The organism is Okeania sp. SIO2C2 (assembly GCF_010692625.1).
Classification (GTDB): Bacteria; Cyanobacteriota; Cyanobacteriia; order Cyanobacteriales; family Microcoleaceae; genus Okeania; species Okeania hirsuta.
Genome location: NZ_JAAHGM010000018.1, coordinates 1 through 22594, shown reverse-complemented (window position 1 = coordinate 22594; position 22594 = coordinate 1). Strand labels below are relative to the sequence as shown.

General features: G+C 36.9%; 27 protein-coding genes and 1 pseudogene. 23 read left to right on the top strand and 5 right to left on the bottom strand.

Annotated features, from left to right (window positions below):
- Window positions 1–99: 99 nt before the first annotated feature.
- The 7 genes from F6K18_RS16710 to F6K18_RS16680 all read left to right on the top strand — a co-directional run bounded on the left by F6K18_RS16710 (window position 100) and on the right by F6K18_RS16680 (window position 5356).
- Entirely contained in the window at window positions 100–1875 is a 1776-nt protein-coding gene (locus F6K18_RS16710) for a heparinase II/III family protein (protein WP_287522342.1), read from the top strand.
- Between the two features lie 70 nt (window positions 1876–1945).
- The gene (locus tag F6K18_RS16705) at window positions 1946–2509 is read left to right on the top strand and encodes a Uma2 family endonuclease (RefSeq protein ID WP_287522340.1); all 564 of its coding nucleotides are present in this window, start codon (window positions 1946–1948) and stop codon (window positions 2507–2509) included.
- Window positions 2510–2839: 330 nt separating this feature from the next.
- Window positions 2840–3652 (top strand): hypothetical protein, encoded by an 813-nt coding sequence (locus F6K18_RS16700; RefSeq protein ID WP_287522338.1) that lies wholly within the window; start codon window positions 2840–2842, stop codon window positions 3650–3652.
- Window positions 3653–3753: 101 nt separating this feature from the next.
- Entirely contained in the window at window positions 3754–4146 is a 393-nt protein-coding gene (locus F6K18_RS16695) for a nucleotidyltransferase family protein (protein WP_287522336.1), read from the top strand.
- Entirely contained in the window at window positions 4133–4456 is a 324-nt protein-coding gene (locus F6K18_RS16690) for a DUF86 domain-containing protein (protein ID WP_287522334.1), read from the top strand. The genes F6K18_RS16695 and F6K18_RS16690 overlap by 14 nt, the downstream gene beginning before the upstream one ends.
- A 47-nt stretch (window positions 4457–4503) precedes the next feature.
- Complete coding sequence (locus F6K18_RS16685; protein ID WP_287522332.1) at window positions 4504–5178, top strand: hypothetical protein; 675 nt, start codon at window positions 4504–4506, stop codon at window positions 5176–5178.
- A gap of 34 nt (window positions 5179–5212) precedes the next feature.
- Window positions 5213–5356: a hypothetical protein gene (locus tag F6K18_RS16680; RefSeq protein WP_287522331.1), complete on the top strand. Its 144-nt coding sequence runs from the start codon at window positions 5213–5215 to the stop codon at window positions 5354–5356.
- An 81-nt stretch (window positions 5357–5437) separates the two neighbouring features.
- Here F6K18_RS16680 and F6K18_RS16675 read toward each other — a convergent pair whose 3' ends face one another.
- Window positions 5438–5764 carry an HNH endonuclease signature motif containing protein gene (locus F6K18_RS16675; protein ID WP_287522329.1) on the bottom strand — a complete coding sequence of 109 codons (327 nt, stop codon included), beginning with the start codon at window positions 5762–5764 and terminating at the stop codon, window positions 5438–5440.
- 541 nt (window positions 5765–6305) lie between these two features.
- Between F6K18_RS16675 and F6K18_RS16670 the strand changes: the two genes are divergently transcribed.
- From F6K18_RS16670 to F6K18_RS16650, 5 genes are all read left to right on the top strand, one after another.
- Window positions 6306–6518, top strand: coding sequence for an SRPBCC family protein (locus F6K18_RS16670; RefSeq protein WP_287522327.1), 213 nt, complete (start codon window positions 6306–6308; stop codon window positions 6516–6518).
- Window positions 6519–6597: 79 nt separating this feature from the next.
- Entirely contained in the window at window positions 6598–8367 is a 1770-nt protein-coding gene (locus F6K18_RS16665; RefSeq protein WP_287522326.1) for a methyltransferase, read from the top strand.
- Between the two features lie 326 nt (window positions 8368–8693).
- A complete protein-coding gene (locus F6K18_RS16660; RefSeq protein WP_287522325.1) occupies window positions 8694–9476 on the top strand; it encodes a class II aldolase/adducin family protein in 783 nt (260 codons plus the stop codon).
- A 222-nt stretch (window positions 9477–9698) separates the two neighbouring features.
- A complete protein-coding gene (locus F6K18_RS16655) occupies window positions 9699–10484 on the top strand; it encodes a class II aldolase/adducin family protein (RefSeq protein ID WP_287522324.1) in 786 nt (261 codons plus the stop codon).
- A gap of 30 nt (window positions 10485–10514) precedes the next feature.
- Window positions 10515–11264: a CmcI family methyltransferase gene (locus F6K18_RS16650; protein WP_287522323.1), complete on the top strand. Its 750-nt coding sequence runs from the start codon at window positions 10515–10517 to the stop codon at window positions 11262–11264.
- Window positions 11265–11283: 19 nt separating this feature from the next.
- On the opposite strand, the gene F6K18_RS16645 is transcribed toward F6K18_RS16650, so the two are convergent.
- Window positions 11284–12282: a glyoxylate/hydroxypyruvate reductase A gene (locus tag F6K18_RS16645; protein WP_287522322.1), complete on the bottom strand. Its 999-nt coding sequence runs from the start codon at window positions 12280–12282 to the stop codon at window positions 11284–11286.
- A gap of 38 nt (window positions 12283–12320) precedes the next feature.
- Between F6K18_RS16645 and F6K18_RS16640 the strand changes: the two are divergent.
- The 4 genes and pseudogenes from F6K18_RS16640 to F6K18_RS16625 form a co-directional block, all read left to right on the top strand.
- Window positions 12321–13538 (top strand): annotated as a pseudogene (locus F6K18_RS16640) (RNA-guided endonuclease InsQ/TnpB family protein); the annotation flags it as partial.
- Window positions 13527–13979 (top strand): aminotransferase class I/II-fold pyridoxal phosphate-dependent enzyme, encoded by a 453-nt coding sequence (locus F6K18_RS16635; protein WP_353735094.1) that lies wholly within the window; start codon window positions 13527–13529, stop codon window positions 13977–13979. The pseudogene F6K18_RS16640 and the gene F6K18_RS16635, both read left to right, overlap by 12 nt.
- A gap of 213 nt (window positions 13980–14192) precedes the next feature.
- The gene (locus F6K18_RS16630) at window positions 14193–14366 is read left to right on the top strand and encodes a hypothetical protein (protein WP_287522321.1); all 174 of its coding nucleotides are present in this window, start codon (window positions 14193–14195) and stop codon (window positions 14364–14366) included.
- Between the two features lie 133 nt (window positions 14367–14499).
- Entirely contained in the window at window positions 14500–15090 is a 591-nt protein-coding gene (locus F6K18_RS16625) for a GNAT family protein (RefSeq protein ID WP_287522319.1), read from the top strand.
- Between the two features lie 116 nt (window positions 15091–15206).
- Here the strand turns inward: F6K18_RS16625 and F6K18_RS16620 are convergent, their stop codons facing one another.
- Window positions 15207–15773 carry an NAD-dependent epimerase/dehydratase family protein gene (locus tag F6K18_RS16620; protein WP_353735089.1) on the bottom strand — a complete coding sequence of 189 codons (567 nt, stop codon included), beginning with the start codon at window positions 15771–15773 and terminating at the stop codon, window positions 15207–15209.
- Here F6K18_RS16620 and F6K18_RS16615 point away from each other — a divergent pair.
- The 4 genes from F6K18_RS16615 to F6K18_RS16600 all read left to right on the top strand — a co-directional run bounded on the left by F6K18_RS16615 (window position 15667) and on the right by F6K18_RS16600 (window position 17526).
- The gene (locus F6K18_RS16615) at window positions 15667–16224 is read left to right on the top strand and encodes an alpha/beta hydrolase (protein ID WP_353735093.1); all 558 of its coding nucleotides are present in this window, start codon (window positions 15667–15669) and stop codon (window positions 16222–16224) included. The two genes, F6K18_RS16620 and F6K18_RS16615, sit on opposite strands and share 107 nt — an antisense overlap.
- Window positions 16225–16426: 202 nt before the next feature.
- Window positions 16427–16591 carry a hypothetical protein gene (locus F6K18_RS16610; protein ID WP_287522317.1) on the top strand — a complete coding sequence of 55 codons (165 nt, stop codon included), beginning with the start codon at window positions 16427–16429 and terminating at the stop codon, window positions 16589–16591.
- A gap of 631 nt (window positions 16592–17222) precedes the next feature.
- Entirely contained in the window at window positions 17223–17360 is a 138-nt protein-coding gene (locus F6K18_RS16605; RefSeq protein ID WP_375341328.1) for a hypothetical protein, read from the top strand.
- Between the two features lie 4 nt (window positions 17361–17364).
- Complete coding sequence (locus F6K18_RS16600) at window positions 17365–17526, top strand: hypothetical protein (protein ID WP_287522316.1); 162 nt, start codon at window positions 17365–17367, stop codon at window positions 17524–17526.
- A gap of 370 nt (window positions 17527–17896) precedes the next feature.
- On the opposite strand, the gene hpnJ is transcribed toward F6K18_RS16600, so the two are convergent.
- Window positions 17897–19330: a hopanoid biosynthesis associated radical SAM protein HpnJ gene (hpnJ, locus tag F6K18_RS16595; protein WP_287522315.1), complete on the bottom strand. Its 1434-nt coding sequence runs from the start codon at window positions 19328–19330 to the stop codon at window positions 17897–17899.
- Between the two features lie 526 nt (window positions 19331–19856).
- Here hpnJ and F6K18_RS16590 point away from each other — a divergent pair.
- The gene (locus F6K18_RS16590) at window positions 19857–21767 is read left to right on the top strand and encodes a transketolase C-terminal domain-containing protein (protein WP_287522314.1); all 1911 of its coding nucleotides are present in this window, start codon (window positions 19857–19859) and stop codon (window positions 21765–21767) included.
- A 160-nt stretch (window positions 21768–21927) separates the two neighbouring features.
- On the opposite strand, the gene F6K18_RS16585 is transcribed toward F6K18_RS16590, so the two are convergent.
- On the bottom strand, window positions 21928–22059 hold the full coding sequence (locus F6K18_RS16585) for a hypothetical protein (RefSeq protein WP_287522313.1): 132 nt from the start codon (window positions 22057–22059) through the stop codon (window positions 21928–21930).
- 43 nt (window positions 22060–22102) lie between these two features.
- Here F6K18_RS16585 and F6K18_RS16580 point away from each other — a divergent pair, with 43 nt between their 5' ends.
- Window positions 22103–22384 (top strand): hypothetical protein, encoded by a 282-nt coding sequence (locus F6K18_RS16580; protein ID WP_287522311.1) that lies wholly within the window; start codon window positions 22103–22105, stop codon window positions 22382–22384.
- A 55-nt stretch (window positions 22385–22439) separates the two neighbouring features.
- Window positions 22440–22594: transposase family protein (locus F6K18_RS36650; RefSeq protein WP_353735092.1), on the top strand; the 155-nt coding region annotated here is incomplete at its 3' end.

The following is a 22594-nucleotide window of genomic DNA, read 5'->3' as shown; positions in this document are numbered from 1 at the left end:
CAAATAAATGCCAACTGTAATTATGCCAAAAAATTAGGCTCCGAAGCTATTTTACGAACACCAGAATCTGCCAACTTATTTGTCATTTATAATGTTTTGATGGAATTATCTTTAGCTTATAAGTTGGCAGAGGATAAGGATGCTGGTAAATTAGCTAAAAATATAGTCAACAAAATTAGCCAAAATTCTTCTAGATATTCTCACCTGTTTACTGAAGAAATTCATAGAGCATTTGTGCTAACAGCAATTATCTTATTTAGAGATATAGCTCCCAAATTATTTACCGTAGAAGAACATCTTGTCCTAGTAGAATTTATAGAGAAAAAAACCAGAGAAACTTGGCAACAATCTCACAGTAAACTTTGGGGAAGAAAAGAAAAAGAACTCAACAATTGGAATCATCGAATTATCGCTTTTTCCGGGTTAGCGATCGCTGCCATTAGTCTACTTAATTATCTCCCAAACGCACAAAAGTGGTTAAATGTAGCAATGACTCGCGTGGAAGACTTTTTTATTGATGGGATTACCGACCAAGGAATGACAAGAGAAGGTCTCTGGTATTGTGGATTTGTTTCCAAAATATTAGGGATTTTACTTCGCATTTGTCGCCAGAAAAATATTAAAGTTAATGGAGAATTTTTAGACAATAAATATAGTGATAAATTAGACCGTTTAGTTGAATGGTATTTGTATGAATCATTCCCCCGTGGAAAGTACCTCAATAATTGGAATGATTCATATTGGAATCCCCATAATGGTTTATGGGGATATTTAACCATAGTAGGTAATAGAAATCCTAGTCTGGTTACTTATATTTGGGAGTTATTAATAGGTAGCAAAGGATTAAAAACTTATGGCAGAGACCCCAATTTAAACTTCTCTTCCCTATTTGATGCCTACTTATTTTTGCCTCAACCACCAGTAGCAGAATTTAAACTAGAAAATACTAACTTATCAATACGTCGCTTTTGCTCCGATATTGGTTATTTAAATGTTAGAAATTCTTGGTCATCTGAAGCAACAATTGTTAGTTTCAATTGTGGTAAATATATTGAGGGTATTCACGACCAATCAGATAACAATTCTTTTACATTAATATTTGAAGGTCAACCTCTAGTTATTGACTCTGGTGCTGCTAATGATACAAGGGAAAATTCTCCATCATCCTCCCTCGGTCATAACTTAGTTTTAATTAATGGTAAAGGTCAAAGATTTTCAGGAAGAGGAAATGGTGTATCAGGGAAAATAATAAAATATGATTATTCTGAGGTGTTTGATTATATTCTAGGAGATGCAACTCCATCATATAATTTACAGAATTATAATCCTGTTAATTTTGCCATTAGACATTTATGTTTTGTGAGAGAACCTTTTCCTTATGTAGTCACATTTGATGATATTGAGTCATCTTCTTTTGCAGATGAAAAATTTAATTTATATGAGTATTTATTGCACATCCCTAAGAGCTTCAATGTAGAAAAAATTAATCACAATCAATTTAGACTAAAGCTGATAGAAACAGGAAATACTTGTTCATTTATATTGCAATTTTTTAACCAAGAAAAACTAGAGCTTAAAATCGAACAATTTCAATCAAAACATCATCATAGCTTTGCAAATCATAATTTATTGCGATTTAGCATCAGAGCCATAAATCCTCATTTTTTAGCTGTATTTATATCCGAAAAAAAATTAGAAAATCTGAGTATGACAAGTAATGTAAATATTGATAATAATAGAATTGTACTGGATATTTTATCCCCAGAATGGTCAGATAATCTAGAATTAAAATTCTATAGAGGAAAAGACACTTATTTAAAAGATAAATTGTTTCAATTTCAACGAAAATTCATAAGCTATGGAACCATTAGATGAGCTTTTGAGATTACAGAACTGCAAAAAAAAAATCCTGAACTGAATTGTATTGATTTATAATGCCAAAACCATGACAGCTATAACCATCAATTTTAACAATATCCTCAAACTTAACGACGACCAATTCTATCAATTATGTCGAGATAATCCCGAAATTAAATTTGAACGTAACATCAAAGGAGAAATAACAATAATGCCACCTACCGGAGGAGAAACTGGAGAATATAACGCTTCTCTTATTGCCGATTTTGTAATCTGGAATCGCCAAACAAAACTAGGAAAAGTGTTCGACTCCTCCACCTGTTTCAAACTTCCCAATGGTTCCAATCGTTCTCCCGATGTATCATGGATTCAATTAGAAAGATGGAATAAACTAACTCCCCAACAGAGAGAAAAATTTCCTCCTATAGCGCCAGACTTTGTATTAGAATTAATGTCACCATCTGACATTTTAAAGGATGTGCAAAAAAAGATGCAGGAATATATAGATGGAGGAGTAAAATTAGGTTGGCTAATTGATATAAAAAATCGTCGCGTGGAGATTTATAGGCAAGAAAAAGAAGTAGAAATATTAGACTCTCCCACAAATTTATCAGGGGAAGATGTACTTCCTGGTTTTATCTTGAATATTTAGTCTTTATCTAGAGTGGGTGAGACCGAAATAATTATACAAAATCATATAATGAGATTCCCATCCACCTTCATTAATTGATAATGGATAATGGATAATTGATAATTACAAGAAGGTTAAAACCGTTACGGAATTGAATATAAGGAAGTATTATTTCTTTATTTTCCCCTTAAAAGGGTCGGCTTTAAGCCAGAATAATTTAATTATTAATTATTAATTATTAATTATTCGGTAACCCACCTCAAGAAACCGGGTTTATGGTTTAATGGTTGTGAGAAAAATATTAATGCTGAAGAAATCCAGTTTCTCACTAAATTTAAAAGGAAATTAAACATGGGAATATTTTTAGTCAGGTCATCTTTGACACCCTTTGACAAAAATCAGCAGGAAAAATTAATTAAATCGGGCAAACAGACAATTCATACTCCTAAAAATTTACCACAACATGGAAGTTGGCAACACACTATTAATAAAAATCCCAAATTTAGAGCAGCCATCTTTGAAATTTTAGCTGACTATACAGAATCTCCTTTCTGGGAATTGATAGACCGACAAAAAACACTAAATACAATAAAAACAGTGGGATTGAATATGCCACAAATGATTAGCACTTTTGGTCTGATGACAATTTTCTTTAAACTGCACAATATCGAGATTCCTCAAAAAGCTTTGTTTGCTAATAGTTCAGGATTTAAAACAGAAGATAATGTGATTATTAAAGACGTTAAATCAGGAAAATTATTTAATTTTAACCAAGACAAAAAAAATCGGCTGACTGAAAAATTTGATAGTAATATAAAGCCAATAATAATTGCTAGAGAAGCAATTGCATTGATACCAGGAGGAGAAAATACAGGAGAATTATCCTTTGAAGGATTTGTTGATTCTGAAAATAGTAATTTTATCCCTGGTTGGGTATGGTGTCTAGATTTTCCTTTTATGCAATTAACTGTTGAAGTGCTTGAGAATGGTAGGGTTATTGATAGAATAGTTGCCGGCCAATTTCGAGGAGATTTAAAAAAAGCAGGTAAAGGGAATGGACATCACGCTTTTCGCTATGATAGTAAAAGTAAGCCAGTTGAAAGTCTCAGATTTAGGGTAATGGATACTGCTTTTGAATTAAAGAAGTCAGGAGGAAGAAAGTAAGAGTTAGGCGATCGCTTTTAAGCCAAATTCAATCTATATTTAGTTGTATTAATTAATATTTTGCTAATTTTTTTCTGTATTTAAGATACTTAACCTAACTTATGATTAATAATAACGGACAAGTAACGATGAGTGATACTAAAAATATTCTACAATCCGCTATAGAGGTTAACAAAATTGTTTACGATCGCCTGCAAACAAAAGAAAGTAAAATCCATAATTTTTGTCAGAAGTGGCAAATTACAGAGTTATCAGTTTTTGGCTCAATTTTAACCGATAAATTTAATCAAAATAGCGATGTAGATATTTTAGTTCAATTTGCACCAGAAGCTAGAATTTCTTTATTTGACTTAGAGAATATAGAGTCAGAATTAAAAATAATTTTTGGTAGGGATGTAGATGTAGTTTCCAAGAAAGCAATTCAATGTAGTCGTAATTGGATTCGTCGTCAAAATATTCTAGGTAGTGCCCAGGTTTTGTATGTCACGAGATGATGAGATAGTTATAGACTTGGTTACTGCTTGTAATCTAATTTTAGATTTTACAAAAGGGATGGATAAAGAGAATTTTATAACAGATGCTAAAACCCAATCTTCTGTTTTGTATCAAATCATTATTTTAGGGGAGGCAGTGAATAGATTATCTAGCACTTTTATAGATTCCCATCCACAAATTCCTGTCAGGCAAATCAAAGGTATGCGTAATCGAGTTACTCATGAATATAAGGAAGTTGATTGTGATATTATTTGGGATGCCATACACAAAGACGTGCCTCGTTTATTAGCAATATTAGAAAATCTTTAATTAAAATTAGGTATTAATACAAAAATACCTTGATCGAGAAAAAATCTATGAATCTATCAACCAAAAATAATATCTCTCGTAATAATCCAAATCATCCCAACGGCATTAAAAAAGTCCAGGTGGGTTGTGGCCCCCATAATATCATGGCCGACTGGTGGAATGTGGATATTCGTCCCTTTCCCGGTATTGACCAAGTTATGGACGTAACTAAACCTTGGCCTTTTAATGGCTTAGAATATGTGTATGGGGAACATTTTCTCGAACATTTAAGTCTCGAAGGAGCGATCGCTTTTCTCAATAATGTTTGGAAAAGTCTCAAACCTGGTGGGGTAATTCGACTTTCTACTCCTTCCCTAGAGTGGGTACTTTCTACTCATTTTAATCTGTCAGAAACTAATCCACAAAAACGTATTGATTCTACATTTTCTATGAATCGTGCTTTTCACGGATGGGGTCATCAGTTTCTTTATTCAAAGGATTTTTTACAATCTTTACTTAATAATTTAGGATGGCAAAAAGTCATATTTTGTGAATATGGAAAAAGCGAACATTCAAGTTTAAAAAGTATTGAACGCCATGGTAAATATCGAGTTGATAATGGATATCCTAATATTTGGATTGTTGAAGGTACACGAGGTGAAGGTCGTTCAGAGTCTAGTATTTTGTCTTATCAAAAACTACTCGATAAGTCTTATGTGAGTTATGTTAGGTCTGGTCATTAAATTTAAAAAGTAATTATGTTTTGCTATATTGAATATGTCAAATACATCAGATAAGTTTTCAAGTATTAAATTAGAATTGGAGTCATCAAAAGTTAGACTAACTCAGATTAGAACTGAATTAAATAGATTTAAGTCTAAGTCAGATTTAGAAAATTCAAATCAACTGGTGCTAGAATAGTCGGCTAGCAAGGTGATATCGCTATAACCCCGCCCCCTCAGAACCGGACGTGCGACGCAAACCGCATCCGGCTCAAGCAAGTCATAAACTACTCACTGTTCCAGAGTGAATTTGCTGATGACAGAATAAATGAACAAGTTGTAGGTTGCCATAATTATTTCCACCACTTTGTCTTTTTGGCTTTTGATGATGAAGATGTAATTCCTGATCATTTAGTAAAGATTCCCCACATACGGGACAGACATATTTCTGCTTTTGAGCTATTTTTTGTCTGCTTTTGATTAACTCAGATTTGACTTTCATTTCTGAGCGTTTTCTCCAATAATCTTTTAAATTGGGGTCATCCGGAGAAGATTTACCTTTAACAAGAATATGTCTTTCAATCTTGAACCAAGCAAATTTCAACATATAGGCTCCAGTTTGAAATTCATTACTAATAATTTACATATGTCTAAAGTCTAATTTTTTTGATCCTTTTGCATCAAGGGCCTAAAACCCCAGGCTCCAGGGGTGTTTACAATTGATTGGGGTTTAAATCCCCATCCGTAAGGATTCAGATGCAAAAACACTATCATATATTAATGAAGTGGTAATTTTATATTCAATCTATTAATTAGGGCTTGCTGATTAAATATAAAAGCATTGACATATAAAGACAAGTGCCTTTTTGGGAACGAAAAAAGTGCGCCTGTTTCAGCTCTTCACGCTCATGCATGGAGCGTATTTTAGGCGCATAGTTGGGCCGAAAAATCATTCTTACAAAACGCCCGCTCCTACTTCCTCGTTCCCGATCCATTTCTCCTGTCTCCTGTCTCCTGTCTCCTGTCTCCTGTCTCCTGTCTCCTGCCCCTACTAAAATACTTTTTCAGCAAACCCTAATTAGAGGGATTTGTTGATTCAGGGAAGTCTGAGATGTAAAATAGAGAAACCAGTAGAGGAGATTAAGATAATGGTTAAAGTTTTTACAAGTTCTGTTATCAATGCTCATATTGATAAAGTATGGATGAAAATTAGAGATTTTAATGCTCTGCCTAACTGGCCTCCAGCTATTGCTAACAGTTTCATAGAAAATGGTGAGCGAAGCGATCAGGCTGTATTCGTAATTTTAATCTCAAAGAAGGGGGCACTATTCGCCAGAAGCTATTGGTTATCAGCGACCTAGATTATTTATTCTCCTACTTAATTCTAGAATCACCGCGGACATGATATTACTCTAGATCTTTTTTACCTTATTTTTTACAATGAAAACTCAATACAAATATCCAGAGAACTTGAAATATTCTGACATTGATCGTCACTCGCCACACCATCAAAAATTTGTCGCTCCACCACTGGATGATGAGTTTTACGCTGAGAGTTATGAATTACGCAAGGCAGCTTCGACGATGACAGTTTCTGCCATTGAGTGGTTTCGCAATAATGTCACAGTATTACTAGAGGCAAGTTATTCTCGGTCACACCAAGATGATACCTTCTCGGTACTTAGTATTGGTAGTGGCGAGGGTGATATAGATTTAGAAATTATACAGAGTTTGATTCCCAGACTTAATCCACGGTGGAAACAGTTACGATATGTAGCACTTGAACCTAACCAGATTCATCGCGATCGCTTTCTACAACGGCTCAACCAAGAATCTTTTGGCCAAAATGTAGAAGTGTCCGTGCGTGATGAAAATTTTGAACCAGGTAGATTTGAAAGCGAACAGAAATACGATTTAGTTCTGTTGACCCATGTTTTATATTATTTTGATGAGCCTTACCAAGCAATCCAAAGTGCTTTAAAGCAAACGAAGGCAGGGGGACAGGTGGTCATTGTCCACCAAACAGCTACAGGTATCCCTCAAATTCAGCGCGAGTTTATGCTGGAAGCAAAAGGGAACCAAAACGAGATGTTCACAGCAGAGGATATTAGAAATTTACTGGATACTCAATCTCATCCGCATCAGTATTACCATGTCGATGCTCGTCTGGATGTAACTGAATGTCTCCAAGGGTTGGAAACAGGCGTTAAAATTATGTCCTTTTGTATGGAATGCGATTTGCGCCAGCTTCAGGAAGTAAAATTTGCTAAGATTCTCCAAGCATTTTGGAGATTGGCTGAGATTGAGGAAAGTGGGAAAGCATTTATAAATGAACCCATTGGGGTTTTTGTTTTGCCAGTTCCGAGTGTTACTGTTGAACAAAGAAGTCCAGAAGACAAAGATCCAGTAATTGATTATTGGCAGTTGGCGCAGCGTTTCGACTGGGCGGGTACTTTTTTATCACAATATCATCACGGCGAAAATTCATCTCTGAGATTACTAGATGTTGCTTGTGGGACAGGGCGCTGGTTGCAAGCTTTTAGTCACTACATCCAACTTGATAAAGAAATTAGCAATATTGTGTATGATTGCTTAGATCCTTCTGAGAGTTCAATTGCTCAAGCTAGTCATAAAATCCATCTTCCCTTAGAGCAAGGAAAACAATATGTTAATACAATTCAATCGGCTAATTTGGAAAGAAATGCTTATGACTTATTGTGGTCCATGCACGGCTTTTATATGATTCCACGCCAGGATTTAGGGGTTGTATTGAAAAAGTGTGCTAGTTTGCTGAAGGATACGGGAGTTGGATTTATTGCTTTAGCTACTCGCAAATCTTTTTATGTCGATTTCTACGAGCAATACCTGCAAATTTTCAAGGAAGGAAAAGGCGAAGGATTTACCTCTGCTGAAGATGTCATAGAGAGTTTGAGTGAATGTGGGATTCAGCATCAAGTCCATCGGATATTCTATGAAGAGGCAATAAAAGCTGATGATCATGCAGGTTTAGAGCATTACATCAAACATGAGGCAACAGTTAACTGCTTTAACAAGGATAAGGAAACAGAGCAGTTATCTGAATCGCACGAGATTACCTTGGAAGAATTACTGTCTCATCCCAAGATGGAACGATACCTCAATTCATTGCTCAGAAACTCGGTTTATTATTTTCCTGAAGAGGTTTTGCTGATATCCTTTAGTGCTAATTAGGATTTGCTTATGGAAGTCTTTTGGTAAGGGTGGGATTCAGGAGGTAGGGACGTTTTGCTGCGCAACATGTTTGCGGAGCATTCCGTCAGGAAAACGCATTTTTGTTATGCAACGTCCCTACAGAGTCAGGAGGAATGGGAGTTATAGAGGAGGTAGTCGGAAAAATGGTCTGTTAATTTTTCTGTCCTAGTGAGCCTTTTCTGCTAACTTTTTGAACCTTTTTGACCTCAAAGCAGGCACTTTTTCCAGCCCTAAAAATGCTAAAAGCTTGATCTGTCAATGATTTTAAATTTAATCAGCAAACCCTAATTAACATAGGTGTAACTATGAATACAAGTATGAGCATTACCAAAATCAGGGAAACTGCAGCCAAGTCCTGCCTTCAGAATGAACAAGACTTGCGCGTAGAAGTTGCTGCTGCATACCGTTTGGTTCACTATTACGGGATGTCAGACATGATATACGGTCATATTTCCCTGCGCATTAATGAGGAACCACCAATATTTCTCCTAAAACCGCATTATCTATTGTTCGATGAAGTCTGTGCATCAAATTTGGTCGCAGTTGATGGCAATGGTAATAAAATCAACCCTACAGACGCAGACATAAGTCCAGCAGGATTCACTATACACAGCGCCATTCATTTAGAACGTCCTGATGCCAATGTAATCCTACACACCCATAGTGTTAATGGGATGTCAGTGGCTGCGATGAAAGAGGGGCTGTTACCCCTTGACCAGACATCGATGGCGTTCTACAATCGCATTGCCTACCATGACTACGAGGGGATATCATTTGACCTTGATGAACGCGATCGAATATTTGCATCTATTGGACAAAAGAAATTCTTGATAATGAGAAACCACGGACTTTTAACTGTGGGTCGAACTGTTGCCGAAGCTTTCTACTATATGTATTTTCTCAACAAAGCCTGCGAGGTTCAAGTCAATGTGCTTCGTTCTGGTACTAAGCCTAACATTCCACCACCAGAAGTTTGCGAACATACAGCACGCCAGTACGAAGAACCCAGCTATTACGATGAGATATTAGGCAACTGGAAAGCCAATCGTCGTTTACTTGATCGCCTCGATCCCTCATATCGTGATTAGTAGTTTTTGATTGAGAAATCAGAGAAAAAAAAGTCCGGAAAATAAAGATTGGGACTTACGCAAATTGATCTTTAAAGCAGCATCTGTAGGGGCAAATGGCATTTGCATTAGCTATATGTAGATTCCTTGCGTAAGTCCTATCGCCACTACAGATGCTTCGCGACTTGCAACTACAGATAGTGTATAAATTGATGTTTTGCGTAAGTCCTGATTGATATAACTATGAATACAAATATGAGCATTACGAAAACCATAGAAACTGTAGGAAAATCCTACTCTGAGAATGAACAAGAGTTGCGCGTAGAACTAGCTGCGGCATACCGCTTGATTCACTACTACGGGATGACAGACACAATCCATAGCCATATTTCACTCCGGATTCAGGAGGAACCAGCTATATTCCTAATCAATCCTTATGGTATGCTGTTTGATGAGATTTGTGCATCAAATCTAGTGCGAGTTGATGTCAATGGTAACAAAATTGATGCTACAGACGCTGAAGTGAATCAAGCAGGATTCACTATCCATAGTGCAATTCACTTAGGTTGTCCTGATGCTCATGCGATCGTCCACACTCATACCATTAGTGGTATGGCAGTTGCTGCTATGGAAGAAGGTTTGTTGCCACTCAACCAAGCTTCCATGGAATTCTATAATCGTGTTGCGTACCATGACTATGAGGGTATATCACTAGATCTTGATGAGCGGGAACGAATTGTTGCATCTTTAGGAGCAAAGAAATCTTTAATTATGCGCAACCACGGGCTTTTAACTGTGGGTAGAACTGTCGCCGAAGCATTTTACTATATGTACAACCTCAATAGAGCGTGTGAGATACAAGTCAAGGCACTAGGTGCTGGAAACAAGCCTATTATACCACCACCCGATCTTTGCGAACATACAGCCCGCCAGTTTGAAGAACCAACCTTCCAAAACCAGGAAGTTGCCAAGGTATGGGCAGCTAATCGGTGTTTGCTCGATCGCCTTGATCCCTCATATCGTGAATAGATGACTTAGAAAATTAACAATAAAATCTCAATGGATTATCAAAGTGTTGTCCAAGAAGCAAAGCATAAGCAGGAACTTGTATCAGTAGATCGTTTTGTTAAAATATCTGAGCGAGAAGAAAAATGCGATCTTCCGTTGGGAGCTTGGGAAAAATTATTTACAAAGAGTACCACTTTGCAAACCTGGAAAGGAATTATTCTCTCTAAAGGTGTCATGGAAATTGCCGTATATCCCATGCTTTTGTATGAATTGCAACCAAAAACAATTGTTGAAATTGGTGCATTCAATGGAGGAAGCGCAGTTTGGTTCGCTGATTGCTTAGAGGTCATGGGAATTCAAGGAGATGTCTATGGCGTTGATATCGATCTTTCCTTACTTGACGAGAAAGCCAAAGCGGACTCTAGGGTAAAATTTTTACAAGGTGATTGTAATGAACTGAGTGAAGTTTTACCCCCAGAAACGTTAGCAGCGTTTCCTCATCCTTGGTTAATTATAGAAGATGCTCATGTCAATCCAGTTGCCGTTGTCAATCATTTTCACAATCATGGTTTGCAAACAGGAGATTACATGATTGTAGAAGATACGAACAAATATTTATGGGAATTTTGGAGTCAAAACTGGGAAGATGACAATGAAGTGAAAAAGGGAAACCAGAAATTGGATGATTTGACCAATTGGTTAAGGTTCCATGAAGACCAATATTTGGTGGATACTCACTATCAAGATATGTTTGGTTATAATGTCTCCAAGAACTGGAATTCCATTTTCAAGAGATGTTAAATAAGTAGTTCTAGAACTTTTAGTAACCTTGTTCACAATTTACTACATTCTTCAAAGGAAGACCATCACGAAGGCAACAAATAGCATCTATAATCGGTTTTGTCCAATATTCAGAATCTGTTTGAGTTGCTACATGGGGTGTTATTGTAATTTGAGGGTGTGACCAAAATGGATGATTTTCAGGCAAAGGTTCCCTAGAAAAAACATCCAGACAAGCACCTGAAAGTTGACCTGAATCTAATGCTTCTAATAAATCTTTTTCTACTAAATGTTGCCCTCTTGCAACATTAATCAAATAACCTCCTTTAAGTATAGCTGAAAAGGTTTCACGATTAAGAATCCCTTCTGTTTCTCTAGTTAAGGGAAGTAAACAAACCAGGGCACGACATTTACTCAAGCAAAGTTTTAATTGGTCTCGTCCATGAAAACACTCTATACCATCAATGTTCTTTGGTGTCCTACTCCAACCCCGAATTGGAAAACCCAGAGTATTGAGTTTCTGAGCAGCATCTTTTCCCAGAACACCAAGACCTAAAATTCCTATAGTACAGGAGCTGGTTTCTGGTAAAGGTAAAGGTTCCCAATGTCGCGCTTTTTGAAATGTTTGATATGTAGATGCTTGTCTGTGAAAACGAAGAACAGCTAATAAGATGTATTCAGTCATTCTTGCTGTCACACAAGGTTCAACAATACGAACAATGGGTACATTTTGGGGAAGATGAGGGTCTCTTAAAATCTCTTCTACTCCCGCTCCCAGGGAAATAATTCCTTTAAGGTTCGGAAACTTTTCCATTATTCCTAGAGGGGGTTTCCATGTTAATATGGCTTCTATTTTGTCTAGGTTCTCCACTTCTGGCCAGAATTGGATATCGATATCTGGTATATTTGCTTTGAGTTCCGTAACCAATAGTTCCAGATTTTCAGCTTCATAAATTATCAAAATGTTGGTTGAAGACCCGCGCTCTCTCGCAGAGGAGCGTCGTATGGGAAAACCAATCAATGTTGGGGGTTTACACATAGTATGTTAGAATGTAAATGTTCAAGATTAGTCAGTAAATGGTTGAAAAGGCGTACAAATTTAGATTTTACCCTACTCCAGAGCAGGAAAGTCTGTTGCGGAGAACTTTGGGATGTGTACGACTTATCTACAACAAAGCTTTAGCAGCTAGAACTACTGCCTGGTATGAGAACAAAGAGCGAGTCAGTTACAAGCAAACTTCTGCTATGTTAACTTCCTGGAAAAAGCAGGAAGACCTGGATTTTCTGACTGAAGTCAGCAGTGTACCCTTGCAGCAAAGTTTAAGACATCTACAGACTGCTTTCACCAACTTTTTTAGTGGACGGGCTAAATACCCTAATTTTAAGAAAAAGCGGAATGGTGGCAGTGCTGAGTTTACGAAGGCAGCTTTCAAGTGGAAAGATGGTCAAGTTAGTCTCGCTAAATGTGCAGAACCACTACCTATCAGATGGAGTAGGCAACTACCACCAGGTTGTGTACCTAGCACAATTACTGTCAAACTTGAACCCTCTGGCAGATGGTCTGTGTCTTTGAGAGTTAATGATACTAGAGATTTAAAACTTAAGCCGATTAAGAAGCAAGTTGGTGTTGATTTAGGAATCGCCAGTTTACTAACTACCAGCGATGGAGAAAAAGTTGCCAATCCAAAGAATCTTCAAAAGTTACACAAAAAACTGAGATTAGCCCAGAAATCTCTGGATAGAAAACCCGACAAAAAGTCTAATAACTATTACAAAGCCAGGCTAAGAGTAGCCAAGATACACGCTCATATCAAAGATTCAAGACTTGACTATACCCATAAGCTAACTACTCAACTGATTAGAGAAAACCAAACGATAGTAGTTGAGGATTTAGCAGTAAAAAATATGGTCAAGAACCACAAATTAGCTAGAGCTATTAATGATGCCAACTGGGGAGAATTAGTTAGACAATTAGAATACAAAGCCGAATGGTATGGACGGGAATTAATTAAGATTGACCGATATTTCCCTAGTTCCAAGCGCTGCTCTAATTGTGGTCATATAGTAGAAAAATTACCTCTAAATATTAGAGAGTGGGAATGTCCCGAATGTGGTAGTCACCATGATAGGGACGTAAACGCAAGTATAAATATTTTGCGGATGGGAACCCGCGTCGGCGAAAGACGCAAGGGAACGCCCACCAAGAAGGCTGCGGGACTCGCAGTGTCAGTCTGTGGAGCGACTGTAAGACCTGAAGAGAGCAAATCTCGTCAGGCGGGTGCTATGAAGCAGAAAGCCCCTACCAGCGATACTACTGTAGCAGGAGAGTTGACTGAAATGTTTAGAATTAGTCAATCTATCCGGTTTTGGGGTGCTTCTAATTTAGCACAACAAGGGGGAATTGCTGTTTTGTCTGAAAAGTGTCAACAAGAATGTCAAGAAATTGTTAACTATTACCTAGAAAATGCGAGAATTCTTAGGGAAGGTTTAGAAGCTTTTGGACTGACCTGTTTTGGTGGTACTAATAATCCTTATATATGGGTTAAAGGAGCGGAGGGAATGAGTTCTTGGGATGTTTTTAACCAACTGTTGTTCAAAGCAGGAATTGTTGGTGTACCTGGTTCATTGTTTGGTTCGAGTGGAGAAGGTTTTTTACGCCTAAGCACTTTGGGTCGTCGGGAAGATATGGAAAAAGCTCGCTGTATACTTATGGGATTTGCAGCTCGTTTAGATTAATGAATTCCAAAATCTGTGTTTTTAAACATATTAGTTTTGAATTAATTTGGCAATAATTAAAGGAAACAGAGGAATTATCAGCATTAAAAAATATTCCCGAAAAATTAAGGTATAAAGTCTCTCCATTCATGGGGAAAAAAGAAAAAAATTTCCTTGAGGAAAATCCTATTCTTTATCAGAATAGATAATTTTTAATTGTTAATTATTAATTGTTTGATATCATGTCCGGTAGCATCGGTATTGTATAGAGAAGTTAAGGAAGAAGGAAGAAGGAAGAAGAAAGAAGAAAGAAGAAAGAAGAAAGAAGAAAGAAGAAAAGGAAAAACCTTAAATATGGTAAATATTTACCCAACTTTTACACAAACGATACCAGCGGACATGATATGACTTAGAAAAATTGCTATCTAAATCCAGAAATAAAACAACACTTAAAATCTCTGATTAGCAACTCTGTTTATTACTTTCATCAGGAGCTTTTGTTGATTTTATTTCATGGTTAAATTCAAGCTATAACAGAATTATGGATGAAAGAATATTATTAGAGCAAGAAAATAAAGCAGCAGGATCGAAGTTTTTTTTAGCTTCTATGGCAAACAGTCATATTAAGCACTTAATCAAGCTTGCTCAAGACGAAAGTTTAATAGATTTACTGGGTTGGAATACATTTTTTCAACCTAATGAAACAGAAGAATTTATAGAGGCAATTTCAAGTTACGCTTTCCCTTATTCTCGCAAAAGTCAGCCTCTACCATTGGGAATTTACCTAAACCTAGAAAATTTTCCGATTGGGTATGTAGTATTAAAAGGCTTGAATATGGATTTGTTGACTACTGAAATTGGGATAGCAATTCTGGATAAAAAATATAGAAATAAAGGATACGGAACCCTAGCATTAGAACGACTAATTATTTATGCTTTTCAGGAATTACATATTCAAAGAATCGGAGCTGTAGCTTTATTATCAAACAATAGGTCAATTAATATGTTTAATAATCTCGGTTTTGTAGTTAGAGAAATTATGTATGAATCATGGCAGATGCCTAATGGAGAACTAGCAGATATGGTATTGATGGAATTAACAAATAATGATAGTATGACTAGCTGGAAGTAGCGGTAATAAAATGTTGTTAGAGGGAATTGGAATAATTAGTAAAAAGTTGGAGAGAAACTAATTATTTTTTAGTCCAACGATTGACATTATTCATAAAAATTTCCTCTAATATATCTTTAAATGGTGTAGGTTAATTTCCACTCAGGATAATGATTTTGAAATTTTTGGATATCGCTTATCCACCAAATATGATCTCCACTTCGATTAGATTCTACATAACTATAATTAAGTTTTTGTTCAGTAATTACTTGACAATAATCAATGGCTTCTAACATTGAGCAATTGCTAAAGCGACTGCCTCCTATATTATAGATTTCAGCTACTCTAGGAGCTTGATAATAATGCCAAAAAGCATTAACTAAATCATAGCTATGAATATTGTCGCGCACTTGTTTGCCTTTATATCCATAAATTTCATACGGTTCTCCAGTCATAGTACATTTCATCAAATAAGATAAAAAACCATGTAATTTAGCCCCGGAATGACTTGTTCCTGTCAAACATCCACCTCGAAAAGAAGCTGTTTTTAAGTTAAAATAACGACCATATTCTTGCACTAAAATATCAGCTAATGCAATTTTTGTAGGTTGGAGTTTAGGCGGACATATTCTTTTAGAAGCTAGCGATCGACTTACTGATGCACAAGGTATTGTTATCTTTGGTACGCCACCAATTGCTGACAACCCTCCCGATCTAGAAAATGCTTTTTTGCCACATCCATCTTTGAGGTTGGGTTTCACTGCGGAACTAAGTCAAGAGGATATGTTGGCGTATGTGACGACTTTCTTCAGACCGGATATGAAAGAAATTCCTGAGTTTTTATTAGAAGATATTTCCTTAACTGATGGCAGAGCGCGTGGTAATTTAGGTGCAAGTATTACCCCTGGTGGTTATCAAAACGAGATTGAAATTGTGGGTAATATGACTATTCCCTTAATGATTATTCATGGGGAACAAGAGCAGTTAGTAAATGCTGATTATATTGCTGGATTGAAAATTCCTACCCTTTGGAATGGAGAAATTCAATTTATTGCCAATGCGGGACACGCTCCACATTGGGAAACACCAGAGAAATTTAATAGCTTATTGATGGATTTTATTACCGATGTGACAATAGGCGATCGCCGTCAGTAAAATTATTGATATAATAGCACTTTGCCTAGATAATGAGGTACAGCTTGTTAATTCTTTTTCCTGTTTCCTAGAGTTATAAAACTTTGTACCTTATTAATTGGAAAACTCCTGTAATTGGCAATAAGCAAAAAACTTTATTCCTGCTCCTATATTGATAGCAAAGCTCCTCTGTTTGCGAAGCATTCCGAAGGAAAAGAGGCACTTGCGCGACGACAATATAGTGGTATCGGTACATCAAGTAATTCTGAGTATAGGAATAGTTAATTGTATATATTTTCATCCCAAAACCGAACGATTTTGGATAAAAGATTATCGTATTTACGACCCAGATAGTGACAATAAAACTAAAATAGATCATGTTGAATAAATAATATTTAATGTGGTCAAAAAGAAGAAATTACTATTTAAAACTGTATTAATGGATAATTTGTATGCAACAACAAGATTAATGGCATTGATAGATAACCTAGGAAAAATTTATTATTGCCCCTTAAAAGTAAATCGCGTACGTAGATGACACTGGTGGTGTAGAAAAATATAAAAATATTGCTGAATTAAGCTGGAATGAATCAGAAAAAATATCAGGTAAAATAATTAAAATTAAAGGTTTTCCAAGGAATAAAAAGCGAGTGCTAATTGGCGAGGTCTCCTCAGAATGTAAGACGCACTCAAGACAGTCAAGCTATTCTGGGTAAATGTTTCTACCAACACCAACAGAATATATTACTACTAATGACGAGAGCTAATGCAGTAAAGATGATGTAGAATTTGAATCTCAAACCAGATAGAAAATCGAATAATTTCACGCCATAATTAAGCAATTAACAGGTCTAGGTTCCTGTCAATGTCGTCTGAGAAAAATCCAAATATAGCAATGAGCGCTGGTATATTTACAAATTGCAGGAGGGGCAAAATAGCTAAAATCTTATATTATTCCTTCGGAATGCTGCGCAAACGGCAATTTATTCCCCCTTCCGGAGCTGTTGCCAGATGAGCTGTTGCCTGCACACAGCGCTATAAATCATATTGCTTGTGCTATGTTGGTTTGGAATCATTTGAAAAAAATGGCAAACATTCTGGGAAAAACTATTTATCAACTAAAACATCAATTATTATCTAAATATCGGTGTTGGTGAATTAATGTATGATATTAATCTTAATTATTTAGGAGTCAGGAGTCAGGAGTCAGGAGTCAGGAGGAAAGAAAGAAAGAAAGAAGAAGAAAGAGTAGTAGAAGGAGAAAGTTTTTTGTTTGCGCTCTTATCCGGACAAGATATCATACCTCTTTTCACCAACGCCTAAATATCTAGTATCTGAACTCAAATATGCTGCAATTAAAATGACGGTTATTTAAGTTTTTATGGATAGAGATAGAATCAGAAATACTGGGCGATCGCTGAAAAAATTATAGCGTTAGCGGAGCTTTGCGTCAGCAATCGCTCTATTTACTATGCGCTATATATAGTGTCTTTGCGTAAGTCCTGACTATATGACGTTTTATGTCGGTTTTATGAAGCAGCGTAGTTTAGATAGAGGTTATCGACCTGGAATCGTACTAATTGATGCTGGTGCGTGATAACAACACAGCATTTATGAAAAAATTAGAAGAAAGAAAATTAGAATAAAGCTTTGACTGAGAAACAGGTAGATTAATCTGACTTCTTTTAGCCAATTAATGACTCGCTGCTCTCTGATGACGTTCTCTCAGATAAGAAAGAAATTCTTTACCTTCACGCAAACGACGCACTAACATTTGCGGGTCTACTAGCATTTCACCAACTATAGGAATAATTGACTTCGGTCTAAAATAAAACCGACGATACATCTGCTCTACTCCATCTTCAATTTCACTACCTGACAAATTAGGATACTGTAACGATGACATCTGAATTCCAGAATTAGCAACCAAAGCATCGCCAGTAAACCAATCATTTTCCTGAGCTTGACTATATAATTCTGTTCCAGGGTAGGGGGAAGCGATCGAGACTTGAATCGTATGGGGGTTTACTTCACAAGCAAAACGGATAGTCTCCTCAATAGTTTGCCTACTCTCATTGGGTAAACCGAGAATAAAAGCTCCATGAACTTTAATCCCCAACTTATGGCAATTTTCCATAAATTTGCGGGCGACTTCTAACTTAATTCCTTTCTTGACTCCATCCAAAATTTGTTGATTTCCAGATTCAAAACCTACCAAAAGCAAACGTAGACCGTTATTTTTCAATTCTTTAAGAGTGTCGTAATCTAAATTTCCACGAGCGTTGCAACTCCAGGTTAGCTTCAGTCGCTTCAAATGTTCGCTAATAGCGATCGCTCGTTTTTTATCAATGGTAAAGGTATCGTCATCAAAAAAGTATTCTCTGACAGAACTACCCCAAATTGCTTTTGCTTCTGCCATTTCTCGCCCTACTGCTTCGGGACTTTTAGCGCGGTATTGATGTCCGCCAATAGTTTGTGGCCACAAACAGAAAGTACATTTAGCAGGGCAACCCCTACCTGTATATAAGGAGATGTAGGGATCGAGTAAATAACCAATTAAATATTTACGAATATCTAGATGTTCTGCATAAACAGGAAAAACACTAGGCATAGCATCCCAGTCGTGAATCAATTCTCGTTCTGGTGTATGGTGAATATTGCCTTGGGAATCATGGAAACTCAACCCTTTAATTTCTGCAAAAGATTTTCCTTCGGATAATTCTTTACAGGTATAATCAAATTCGTTGCGACAGACAAAATCAATAATTGGATTATCTTTAAGGGTTTCTTCAGGCAAAACTGCCACATGAGCGCCTACAAAACCTACTTGTGTTTCAGGGTTTTGAGTTTTAATTGCCTCTGCACATTTAACATCATTGGGAAGGGAAGGGGTACTGGTGTGCATAATTACCAGTTCATAATCTTTAGCAATTTTCAGCACATCTTCCACTGTTTGGTTATGGGGAGGAGCGTCTACCAATTTACTTCCAGGAACTAGAGCAGCAGGTTGAGCTAACCAAGTGGGATACCAGAAAGAAGTAATTTCTCGTTTTGCTTGGTATCTAGCTCCGGCACCTCCATCAAAACCATCAAAGGAAGGGGGATTTAAAAATAGAGTTTTTTTCATGTTGAATAGTAGACTTTATAATATACAGGGATATTTTGGAGAACATTTCTACGTTTTCTTTTTATACCATAAGTACACGAGCTACGGAGGAGTCAGTCATCAGGAGTCAGGAGGAAAAAAGAAGAAAGTTTTTTATTATACTATTCAGCGGATATGATATAAGTCCTATATTTAGTGAGACGACTATAGCGCAACACTCAGAAAAAAAAGATTCAATTCGTTTGCGTAGCATTCCAAAGAAAAGGAAAAATGGTATTACCTCCTGTCTCCTGTCTCCTGTCTCCTGTCTCCTAGCTAAAAAAACTTAGTATTTATGAAGATACCACTTAGGGGTTCTATACAGTAGATTTTAAAGTCTTAAGCACCCTTAGTAAAAAAATAAAATAATTATTAAAAAACTCACCAACTATGGTAGGCTTTCTTTAATTCTTTGCCCATAAACATTTTATCCCTGATCATAGGTATGAAATAAATCATGGACACAGATACATAAAACGATAGATAAATATTATCACTCTTATTAACCATGACAATTACTACAGCACCATTTCCAATTGACATAGGAAGCTATAAACCACTTTCTCTCGACCCCACAAACCCAACTCTCACCAACGAACAACGCGACACACTCAAAGCAAATATTCAACTCTGCCGTGATACAATAATCTTCTTCACCGCCACTGGTGCTGCTAGAGGAGTAGGAGGTCATACAGGTGGCCCTTATGACACAGTACCCGAAGTTATGATTTTAGATGCCTTTTTCCGAGGTGCAGCAGAAAAATTTGTACCTATTTTCTTTGATGAAGCTGGACACCGCGTAGCTACTCAATACTTAATGGCAGCTATAGCAGGAGAACTTCCTGTGGAACGTCTGGTAAATTATCGGGCAGCTAATTCTCATTTACCAGGACACCCAGAATTAGGATTTACTCCAGGGGTAAAATTCAGTTCCGGTAGATTAGGTCATATGTGGCCTTATATCAACGGTGTGGCAATGGCAAATCCTGATAAATTAGTCTTTTGCTTAGGTTCTGACGGTTCCCAGCAAGAAGGTAACGATGCTGAAGCAGCTAGAATGGCAGTAGCACAAAATCTCAATGTTAAATTGATAATTGATGATAATGATGTTACTATTGCAGGTCATCCTTCTGATTATTTAAAAGGTTATGACCTCAACAAAACTTTAGCAGGTCATGGCTTAACTGTGCTTGAAGGAGATGGGGAAGATTTAGATGGTCTGTATCAACGGATATGTCAAGCGGCTACAACGGAAGGTCCGATCGCTGTGATTAATAAGCGGAAAATGAGTGTGGGTATCGAAGGTCTAGAAGGTTCTACCCACGGACATGATGTGATTCCTCTAAAATTAGCGATCGAATATCTAGAAGCAAAAGGTAGAACTGAAGCAGTTAACTATCTTAAAGATATTGAAAAACCAAAGCAAAGTTACACATTCATGGGTGTAAGTGACAAAATGGGTTCCAACCGCAACGTCTTTGGTGAAAGTGTGGTATCCGTCCTCAAAGGTATGAGTGAAGAGGAACGCAAAAATCATTTATTTGTTGACAGTGACTTAGAAGGTTCTTGCGGTTTCAAACAAATTCATGATGCTTTTCCAGAGCGGTTTATTAGTGGTGGTATCATGGAGCGCGGCAATTTTTCTGCTGCTGCGGGGTTTGGTATGGAAGCAGGGAAGCAAGGTATTTTTGCCACATTCAGTGCTTTCTTAGAAATGTGTATTTCTGAAATTACAATGGCGCGGTTGAACAACTCGAACGTTTTGTGTCACTTCTCCCACGCTGGTATAGATGACATGGCAGACAATACTTGTCATTTTGGCATCAATAATATGTTTGCTGATAACGGTCTTGATGATGGTTATGAAACTCGCTTATATTTCCCTGCTGATGCGAACCAAATGAAAGCTTGTGTGGAAGCAGTATTTACTCAAACTGGAATGCGGTTTATCTTCTCCACTCGCTCCAAAGTACCAATTCTGTTAGACAGCAATGGTAATGAATTTTTTGGTGAAGGTTATAAGTTTACTCCTGGGAAAGATGAAGTTATCCGGGAAGGTACAGCAGGTTATATTGTCAGTTTTGGTGATGCGTTGTACCGCTCTCTTGATGCAGTGGAACGTCTGAAGCAGCAAGGAATAGATGTTGGTTTGATTAATAAACCTACTCTCAATGTCATTGACGAAGATATGTTGCAGAAAGTTGGTAGTGCTCCTTTTGTATTGGTTGTTGAAGCGTTCAACCGTCGTACAGGTTTAGGTAGTCGTTTTGGTTCTTGGTTATTGGAGCGCGGTCTGACTCCTAAATTTGGTTATCTAGCTACTCACCAAGAAGGTTGTGGTGGTCTATGGGAACAGTTCCCCCATCAAGGGATCGATCCTGAAGGTATTATGAGTAAGGTTAAAGAGTTAGCTAGTTAATTTTCTTTAATTCAGTAGTAGGAGATTTGGCGATCGAGTCTCCTATTCAATAGATATAGAGCTACGCGCAAGTCAGAAGTCAGAAGTTAGAAATTAGGGCGTTGGTGAAAAGAGGTATGATATTATGTCCGGATAAGAGATCAATAGAACTCCGTTGCATTTATGCGACCAAAAAACTTTCTCTTTCTTCTTCTTTCTTCCCTCCTGACTCAGTCCTCCCCCTCCTGGGAGGGGTTAGGGGTGGGTTGACTCCTAAGTAATTAAAATTAATATCATACACGCGCTTCACCAACACCTAAAATTTAAACACATAATTCAAAAAAACCGAAAAAAATATGGCCTTAGCAGAAGAATGGAGAGATAGAGGATACTATGTAATATTTCAGGAAGACTATGTAGTCCTGTTTCCTCGTGGTAGTGGTAATTGTTATAAGATACTTGGTGATGAAGGTAAGTGGATGAGATATGATGATGAATTTGAAGAACCTTGGGTAAAATTTGAACCTTCTCAAAAGGAGAAAACTAACTTTGAAGATATAGCTGCTAAGTGCTATTGTTTTTCTTTAGGTGGCGGAATTTGCGATTATTGCTCTGGCGAAAAGTTGCCTAGTGATTAAGACATTTCTGGGAAAAAGTCAAAATTTAATCTTTGACAATTAGGATTAATGCTATTTGGGTAAATATTGGCTAAAGGTTCCTTTTGTCCTCCCCCCTCAAAAGACTACAGATAAAATCCATCAATCTCATCCATATAGAGTCAGAGATATTCCCTTGAGTAGCTTTGATGTTTTTCTACTTGTTAATGGCCGTCAATTTAGATGTAAAAA